General features: G+C 67.4%; 6 protein-coding genes and 2 pseudogenes. 3 read left to right on the forward strand and 5 right to left on the reverse strand.

What is annotated here, in order from left to right:
• A pseudogene (locus GA0115240_RS04720) lies at positions 1 to 276 on the reverse strand (hypothetical protein); the annotation flags it as partial.
• A 317-nt stretch (positions 277 to 593) separates the two neighbouring features.
• On the opposite strand from GA0115240_RS04720, the gene GA0115240_RS04725 reads away from it, so the two are divergent.
• From GA0115240_RS04725 to GA0115240_RS04735, 3 genes are all read left to right on the forward strand, one after another.
• Positions 594 to 1712, forward strand: coding sequence for an IS630 family transposase (locus GA0115240_RS04725; RefSeq protein WP_305110938.1), 1119 nt, complete (start codon positions 594 to 596; stop codon positions 1710 to 1712).
• Between the two features lie 55 nt (positions 1713 to 1767).
• Positions 1768 to 2274 carry a GNAT family N-acetyltransferase gene (locus GA0115240_RS04730; RefSeq protein ID WP_093735386.1) on the forward strand — a complete coding sequence of 169 codons (507 nt, stop codon included), beginning with the start codon at positions 1768 to 1770 and terminating at the stop codon, positions 2272 to 2274.
• Between the two features lie 158 nt (positions 2275 to 2432).
• Positions 2433 to 3245 carry an inositol monophosphatase family protein gene (locus GA0115240_RS04735; RefSeq protein ID WP_161302018.1) on the forward strand — a complete coding sequence of 271 codons (813 nt, stop codon included), beginning with the start codon at positions 2433 to 2435 and terminating at the stop codon, positions 3243 to 3245.
• A gap of 580 nt (positions 3246 to 3825) precedes the next feature.
• On the opposite strand, the gene GA0115240_RS04745 is transcribed toward GA0115240_RS04735, so the two are convergent.
• The 4 genes and pseudogenes from GA0115240_RS04745 to GA0115240_RS04760 form a co-directional block, all read right to left on the reverse strand.
• A complete protein-coding gene (locus tag GA0115240_RS04745; protein ID WP_141708725.1) occupies positions 3826 to 4809 on the reverse strand; it encodes a hypothetical protein in 984 nt (327 codons plus the stop codon).
• Positions 4810 to 5156: 347 nt separating this feature from the next.
• Positions 5157 to 5483 (reverse strand): helix-turn-helix domain-containing protein, encoded by a 327-nt coding sequence (locus GA0115240_RS04750; protein ID WP_093735390.1) that lies wholly within the window; start codon positions 5481 to 5483, stop codon positions 5157 to 5159.
• A complete protein-coding gene (locus tag GA0115240_RS04755) occupies positions 5480 to 6607 on the reverse strand; it encodes a tyrosine-type recombinase/integrase (RefSeq protein ID WP_093735391.1) in 1128 nt (375 codons plus the stop codon). Before GA0115240_RS04755 ends, GA0115240_RS04750 begins: the two co-directional genes overlap by 4 nt.
• Before the next feature lie 153 nt (positions 6608 to 6760).
• Positions 6761 to 7401 (reverse strand): annotated as a pseudogene (locus GA0115240_RS04760) (site-specific integrase); the annotation flags it as partial.

Below are 7401 nucleotides of genomic sequence, written 5' to 3' on the forward strand. Positions count from 1 at the left end.
CAAGGTCGTGTAGAGCACGCTGCCGCGGGCGCGGTCCTTCTGCGCCGGAACCACGCTCAACGCCTCCATCTCGGCATGAGCGAGAAGGCCACGCGGTGACATCGTCCCGAAGCGCTGGTTGCGTCCCCGGCCGACAATGGTCTGCGTTCCGTCAGTGAGAACGGCGCCGACGGCGATCCCGCCTTGACGGTAGGAATCCCAGGCCATCTCCACGGCTGCCCGCCATGGCACGTCGAGCATCGACCAGGACTCGTAAGCTGATTCTCGTATCGGCATGCAGTGATCCTTTCGCATCGCCATCCCCGACTACGCGAACTGCTTCACGCCCCTCGTTGTGATCGAAGCGCAGGGACTAGCAGCTGGCCGCGGGCACTTCCCCGGTGCCGTAATCGTGGCCGGTCCTCGGACCGCGGCCACGTCGTTCGTCCTCGGCTTGGCCTGCGGCGCCTCCACCTTGGGGCGGTCGTGCTGTCGGCGATATACGGCACCTATCCGGGGAAGGCCTAGTGCTCTGACCGGGAAGGTTCGCCGGGTGGGTGGTCGTGGCAGTTGGATACGCGGTGACGTTCGTCGATCCGACTGTTGGGGGTGTGGTGGCTGAGCCTGTCCGTGTGCGCAGGTTGACCGACCAGGAGGGGCAGAAGCTGCAGCAGATCGTGCGTCGGGGCAGTACCAGTTCGGTGCGCTACCGGCGGGCGATGATGCTGCTGGCCTCGGCCGGCGGGAACCGGGTCCCGGTGATCGCCCAACTGATGGCGGCCGACGAGGACACCGTCCGCGACGTGATCCACCGGTTCAACGAGATTGGCCTGGCCGCTCTGGACCCTCGGTGGGCGGGAGGCCGTCCCCGCCTGCTCAGTCCTGACGACGAGGACTTCGTCGTCGCGACGGCCACGACTCGACCGACCAAGCTCGGCCAGCCCTTCACCCGCTGGTCGATCCGCAAGCTCGCCGCCTACCTGCGAAAAGTCCACGGCCGCGTGATCCGGATCGGCAGGGAGGCACTGCGGTGCCTGCTCGCCCGACGCGGCGTCACCTTCCAGCGCACCAAGACCTGGAAGGAGTCCACCGACCCCCAGAGCGATGCCAAGCTGGACCGCATCGACCACGTCTTGGAGCACTTCCCAGACCGGGTTTTCGCGTTCGACGAGTTCGGACCGCTTGGCATCCGCCCCACCGCAGGCTCGTGCTGGGCCGGACAGGGCCGGCCCGACCGGGTGCCCGCGACCTACCACCGCACGCACGGCGTCACCTACTTCCATGGCTGCTACTCGATCGGCGACGACACCCTGTGGGGCGTCAACCGGCGCCACAAGGGAGCGACACAGTCCTTGGCCGCGCTGAAGTCGATCCGCGCCGCCCGACCCGACGGCGCCCCCATCTACGTGATCATGGACAATCTGTCCGCCCACAAAGGGGCGAAGATCCGCACCTGGGCGAAGAAGAGCCGCGTCGAACTGTGCTTCACCCCGACCAACGCGTCCTGGGCCAACCCGATCGAGGCCCACTTCGGACCGCTGAGGCAGTTCACCCTCGCCAACTCCCACCACCACAACCACACGGTCCAGACCCGGGCCCTGCACGCCCACCTGCGCTGGCGCAACGCCAACGCCCGCCACCCCGATGTCCTGGCCGCGCAACGCAGGGAACGCGCACGCATCCGCAGCGAGAAAGGCATCCGCTGGGGCGGCGGACCCTCCCTCGCCGCGTGATCAAGCCATCCGAAAATCTGCCCGGCCCACCGCACCAGCCCTGGACAATAAGGCCATGCGCATTCGAGAAGTTCGCTTCGAAGAGTTGCCCCTGCTCCAGGACATCGAGAGAGCGGCCGGACGGTGCTTCCGCGACATCGGCATGCCTGAGATCGCAGACGACGAGCCGCTGCCGCTCGACGAACTCGCTCGATACCAGCAGGAGGGGTCGGCCTGGGCGGCCGTCAATGAGGCCGATACTCCAGTCGCCTATCTCATCGCTGACCAAGTCGACGGGAACCTGCACATCGAACAGGTATCGGTGCACCCCGACAGCGGGCGTCAAGGCATCGGCCGGTTGCTACTGGATCACCTCGCCGAACGTGCGGCAACCCACAACGTCCCAGCCCTGACGCTCACCACGTTCGCTGACGTGCCGTGGAACGCTCCCTACTACCGGCGCTGCGGCTTCCAGCCGCTTGACGACAACCTGCTCAGCCCAGGTCTGCAGAACATCCGGGCGCGGGAAGCGGCTCACGGCCTGGACAGGTGGACGCGGCTCTTCATGTACCGAGCTGTGTGACCGCGCCCTCACACCCATGAATAGCCGTGATGCCGACTGCCAGCGCCAACCCGGTGAACCATTGCGGTCAGAGCACTAGAGAGGTCAGCTCGCGGAAGACCTGTGCAGGCCGACGTCGGCCCTGGTGCTGCGGTGCGGTCGTCTATGCTTCCTTGTGTATGATTTTGATTGATGATCTTTCCCTGATCCAGCAACTGGCCGACGCCGCCGACAGCGTCTCTATGCGGTACTTCTCTGCTGGTGGAGTGGTGGCGCAGGAGAAACCGGACGGCACCCCCGTCACTGAAGCCGACCGGGAGGTCGAGCAGGCGCTGCGAGTTCAGCTCGCCAGTGCTCGTCCGCAGGACTCCTTCATCGGCGAAGAGTCCGGCAACCACGGAACCGCAGCACGTCGATGGGTGATCGATCCCATCGACGGGACCGCCAACTTCGCCGCAGGTCGATCCGAGTGGAGCTCGCTCATCGCGGTCGAGGCGGACGGGGAAGTCCTCACCGGAATGATCACCGCACCGGCTCTGGAGCGTCGCTGGTGGGCATCCCGCGCCGCTGGCGCCTGGACTAGCTCCTGCCCTGGGGGAGTCTTGGGTGCTCGTCAGTCGCTGGAGGTAAGCGGGACCAAAACGCTCGATGAAGCCACGGTGGCGATGTGGCCCGTAGCCGCACACGTCCCCGCGCGACGTCTGGTCAGCGCCACCAAGCTGATCAGTCGATGTGCCGACGGTGGACCACTGTCGAAGTGGAGCAGGGTATGCCAGGGAGCGATGCTGGTTGCCGCCGGAGAGGTGGATGTCTTCCTGCACCTCACTGCGGGTCCTTGGGACATCGCTGCGGCGGTACCGATCGTGGAAGAGGCCGGGGGGAGGTTCAGCGATATGCACGGAGTCCGCAGTATTACCTCAGGTGCGGCCGTGTTCACCAACGGACTCCTCCATGAGGACGTGCTCGCCCATCTTGGACGCCACGGGTACTGACGCGCTGCCAAGACACGGGCGTGAGGAGCACGAGATCCTCGGACGCGTACGTCTTTGCTGAGAGCGGACTTCGTGCGGGGTCAGTTATTGATCCTGGTCTCCAGGTAGGCGGTCCAGTTGGTGCCGGCCAGTTGAGCCCAGCGTTCGGCGGTGTGAATGTGGATGCCCAGGATCTGGGCCAGGATCGGTGCGGGGATGTCGTCAGCGAGGGCGACGAGGGCGGTGTTCCGGCTTGCGCGGACGTCGATCCCGTGGCCGACGAGACGTTGGCCGAAGTGGTTGGGTGTTGCCGGGCGGCCCGGGAGCGTGCTGGGGAAGAGCCATTCCTCGCGGGGTGTGCCGGGCTGGGTGGCGCGGTAGCGTCTGGCCGACTCTGTCTGGGTGAGGAGGAGTCGGTGAAGGCTGGGTGGCAGGAGGGCCGGCTGGTCGCCGCCGAGGTCGATGACGGCTCCGGCCTCCGTGGTGCGGATGTGGGCGGGTGTGAGGTGGACGATCCGGGTGACTCTGACGCCGTAGAGCAGTAGGAGTGCTCCGGCGGTGCGGACGTCCAGGGGCAGTTCGTGGTCGGTGAGGCAGCGGGTCAGTGGGCGACGTGGTCGTCCTGGTCGAGGAAAGTGGCAGGGGCCGCATATCGGGCGCCGCGGATATGCAGACCGGCGGTGAGCCTAGCGTTGTTGGTCCATTTCAGGAAGTCCCGCAGCCGCAGCCGGGTGGTGGCACCGGTCGTGGTCCATTGGTCGACATCGCTCTGCATGGCTTCATGGAGGGAGGTGCCGCGTTCATCGAGCCAGGTCAGGAACTCTGTCGCGCATCGCAGTTGGAGCCGGGCGTGCGAGGTCGTGGAGTGGCTGGTGTGGGCGATTTTCTGGGTCCTCTGTCGGAGTCGTCGCAGGACGACCCAGTGGGCGTAGGGGTCGAGGACGAGTCGGTGGTGTTCGGGTGCGGTTTCGAGTTGGCGGCGGATCCAGGTCTCGGTGGCCGCGAGGCGTTCGTCGCGTTCCGGCAGGACTGCGGCCTGGACCAGGAGGTTGCGCAGGAAGACGTTTGAGGTGCTGTTGGGGAGGGTGTCGAGGAGCTCGTGGGTGAGTATGTGGCCGCCGGCCAGTAGGTCGCGCAGGGTCGCGGCCCCGCTGGCTTCCTTGTGGAGCCAGTGGATGACCGCGGGTGGGTTGCTGACCTGCTGGAGGGCGTGGATCACGGGGGCCAGGAAGGTCTCGGCGGCGTCCCCGAGGACGGCCTTGGCCTCCGTCGGGATCGCGCAGCGATAGCACTGGTTCTTGCGGTAGTTGTCTCCGCTGGTGCCGCAAGTCGCGCAGGCGTAGTCCTGGCCGGTGCCCGCGCACGGGCCGCAGATACGCACGTTGTGGCTGTTCAGGCCGATGAGGGGCCTGGAGGTGCCGCAGCTCGCGCATATACCGGGGTGGCGCTTGGTCAGTTGGTAACAGCGCGGGCAGACCGGGCCCAGGGGCCAGCGGGCTTTCACGTCGGTGAGCTTGCCGCAGAGGGTGCAGGTGTCCTGCGAGCGTGGCGTGCAGGACAGGCAGACGTAGCGGCCGGTCCGCACTCCGCGGCAGGTTCGCAGTTTGCCGCAGGCCGTGCAGGTGCGGCGCGGGCCGTTATAGCACGTCCCGCAGAGGTCGGGCTGTCCGTCGCGGGCGCGCAGGACGACGGGGCGCGTCTGGCCGCACCCGCCGCAGGGCCGCGGTGCGCGTTCGCGGTGGTAGCAGGTGCGGCACAGGGGTCCGGCGTCGGTGTGGGCCTTGGTGGGACGGAGCTGGCCGCAGGAGCTGCAGGTGCGCTCGGGGGTCCGGTAGCAGCGGTCGCAGACCCCGGTGCCGTCCTCTCGGCGGCTGACCGCCGGCCGCACCCTGCCGCAGACAGTGCAGGCTTCGCCTGGTTCGGCGGCGCGGTTCATGACGGTCCCGGCCGACGGATTGTGGTGCGGCGCGCTCTCGGTGCGGCGGTGCCGGTCGCGGTGGTGCCGGTCTTGTGGACCTCCTCGTTGACGGCGACCACTTCGATGAGTTGCTCGACGCCGCAGCCGAGGATGTCGCACAGGGCCGCGAGGGTATCCATCGACAGGCGTTGGGGCGGCTGGGTGACCAGTCGGAACACCTGCTCGCGTGAGAGGTGGATGCCGCGCTCGGCCAGCAGCGGGAGCAGGTCCGAGGTCTGGAACATGTCCTGAGATGCCATGAGTTGGCGAAGATGCCAGTTCACGCTCATCTTTTTGATCACGGCTGTTCCTCCCAAAGGTCGGCGAACCGGGCCTTCAACGCCCGTTCCACCAACCGGTTGCGGTACTCGTCGGACACGCCGGTGTAGATCGCGGTGGTGGAGGCGTAGGAGTGCCCGGCCTGCTGCTGGACGAACAGTTCCGGGTAGCCGAACTCGACCAGATGCGTGATGTAGGAGTGCCGCAGGCAGTGCAGGTCCAGTTCCTTCGGCAGGCCCGCGCGGGCCCTGGCCGCCTCGAATGCCTCGTCCAGTCGTCGGCGCGAAAGCCGACTGCACCGCTCGGTGATCCACAGCGCCGGATGGCGCTTCGGCGAGAACGCCGGGCGGACCTCCTGCAGGTAGTGCTCCAAGACCTCAACGATCCAGTCGAACTCCGGGACGGCCAATACCGTCCTTCGCTTGGGCGGCGATCCCCTGGATGCCTTGCCAAAGCGGACGAACATCGCGCCGAAGCGACCGAAGTCGGCCGCCCTCGGGTTGCGGCGCAGGTCCGCCAGGTCCAGGCAGCACGCCTCCTGCCGCCGGAGCCCGAAGGCATACACGGTCTTCAGGACCGCCGAGTCCCGCATCGCGGCCAGCGCGCCCTTGCGATGTTGGGCCTGGATCTCCTCCACCTGGCCGTCTGCTGCGTCGAACAGTGCCTGCACCTCGTCATACGTCAGCGGCCGGCGGCGCGGATCCCCCTCGAACTCGGCACAGTGCACCACCGAGTTCCACTCGTGGAAGATCTGCGCGGGACTCGCCTCGAACATCTCCCAGCAGCGCTGCGGCCAGCCGTACCGGGCGTCCGTCACGTACTCGCAGAACATCCGCAGCGCCGCCTGGTAGGTCCGGGCACTGGAGACCGAGAAGGTGTCGTTCGACGAGCGCAACTCTTCCATGAACGCCTCCGCCTCGGCGGGAGTCCACTGCCACGGGTACTGGTTGGTGAACTCTGCGAAGCGACGGACGAGCCGCAGCCTGGGCCTGATTGTCCCCGCCTCATTGAGGAACCGGGCGCGTTGCTGCAGGCGCCAGCCCTCGATCATCGCTCCGAAGGCCGCGGTCTCCGGGTCCAGGTGCGTGACGCCATCGGCAAGCACCAGGTCCACGTTGCCAGCCAGTTCAGACGGCCCGTTCCTCATGTTGCATCTAACGCAACATCGTTGCATCGGTCACGGCCTGCTGGTCAGAGGCAACGCTCAAGCCATAACCTCGCTCTGTCCGTCCGGGCCGAGCTGCACTTCAGCCAGTTGCACGGGCATGACGAGATGTTGCATCCGATGCAACTCCGCTCGTTAGGCGTAGTACCTTCCCGCGAACAAGCCAACGAGCCGGCGCCCTTTGGCCCGGTTGTAGCCGCCGACGTAGGAGAGGGCGGCCAGGAGGTCGCGGGCCTGGTGCGGGTTGATCACCGACCGCGGGTCTACCGACCTGGCCTGCTTCGGAACCCGCCACCGGATCCGGTTCAGCGGATGACTGCCCAGCTCTCCCTGCTCCATCGCGTAGTACAGGGCGTTCACCAGGACTTTGCGCTTGCGCCGCACCGTCTCCGGCGCCGCCGCGTTCCCGTCACGCCGCAGACGCAACGCCTCGAGAACACTGCGGGCCACGACCGGGTCGTGCAGGTCCACCAGCGGCCTGGAGGCCTTCGCCACCCACGCCAGGACCAGCCGCTCCCGGGCGGGGATGTCGTGCTCGCTCGCACCCGGGCCCAGGAACGCCCATGAACGCAGCGCCCGGTGCAGCACATCCTCACCAGGCCGGCCCGGCACGTCCCACAGCATCGCCCTCGTGACCAGAGCCAGCGCCTCACTGGTCTCGTTGCGCGTCGTCGCCGCCCGCCCCACCCAATGGTCCCGCGCATAGGTGACAGCGAACGCGTACCAGGTCAGCTCCGACGGCCCCCGAGACCCGTAGGACCCCGGGCCGGGCGGGG

Origin of the sequence: Streptomyces sp. DvalAA-14 (genome assembly GCF_900091855.1) — a bacterium.
Lineage (GTDB): Bacteria > Actinomycetota > Actinomycetes > Streptomycetales > Streptomycetaceae > Actinacidiphila.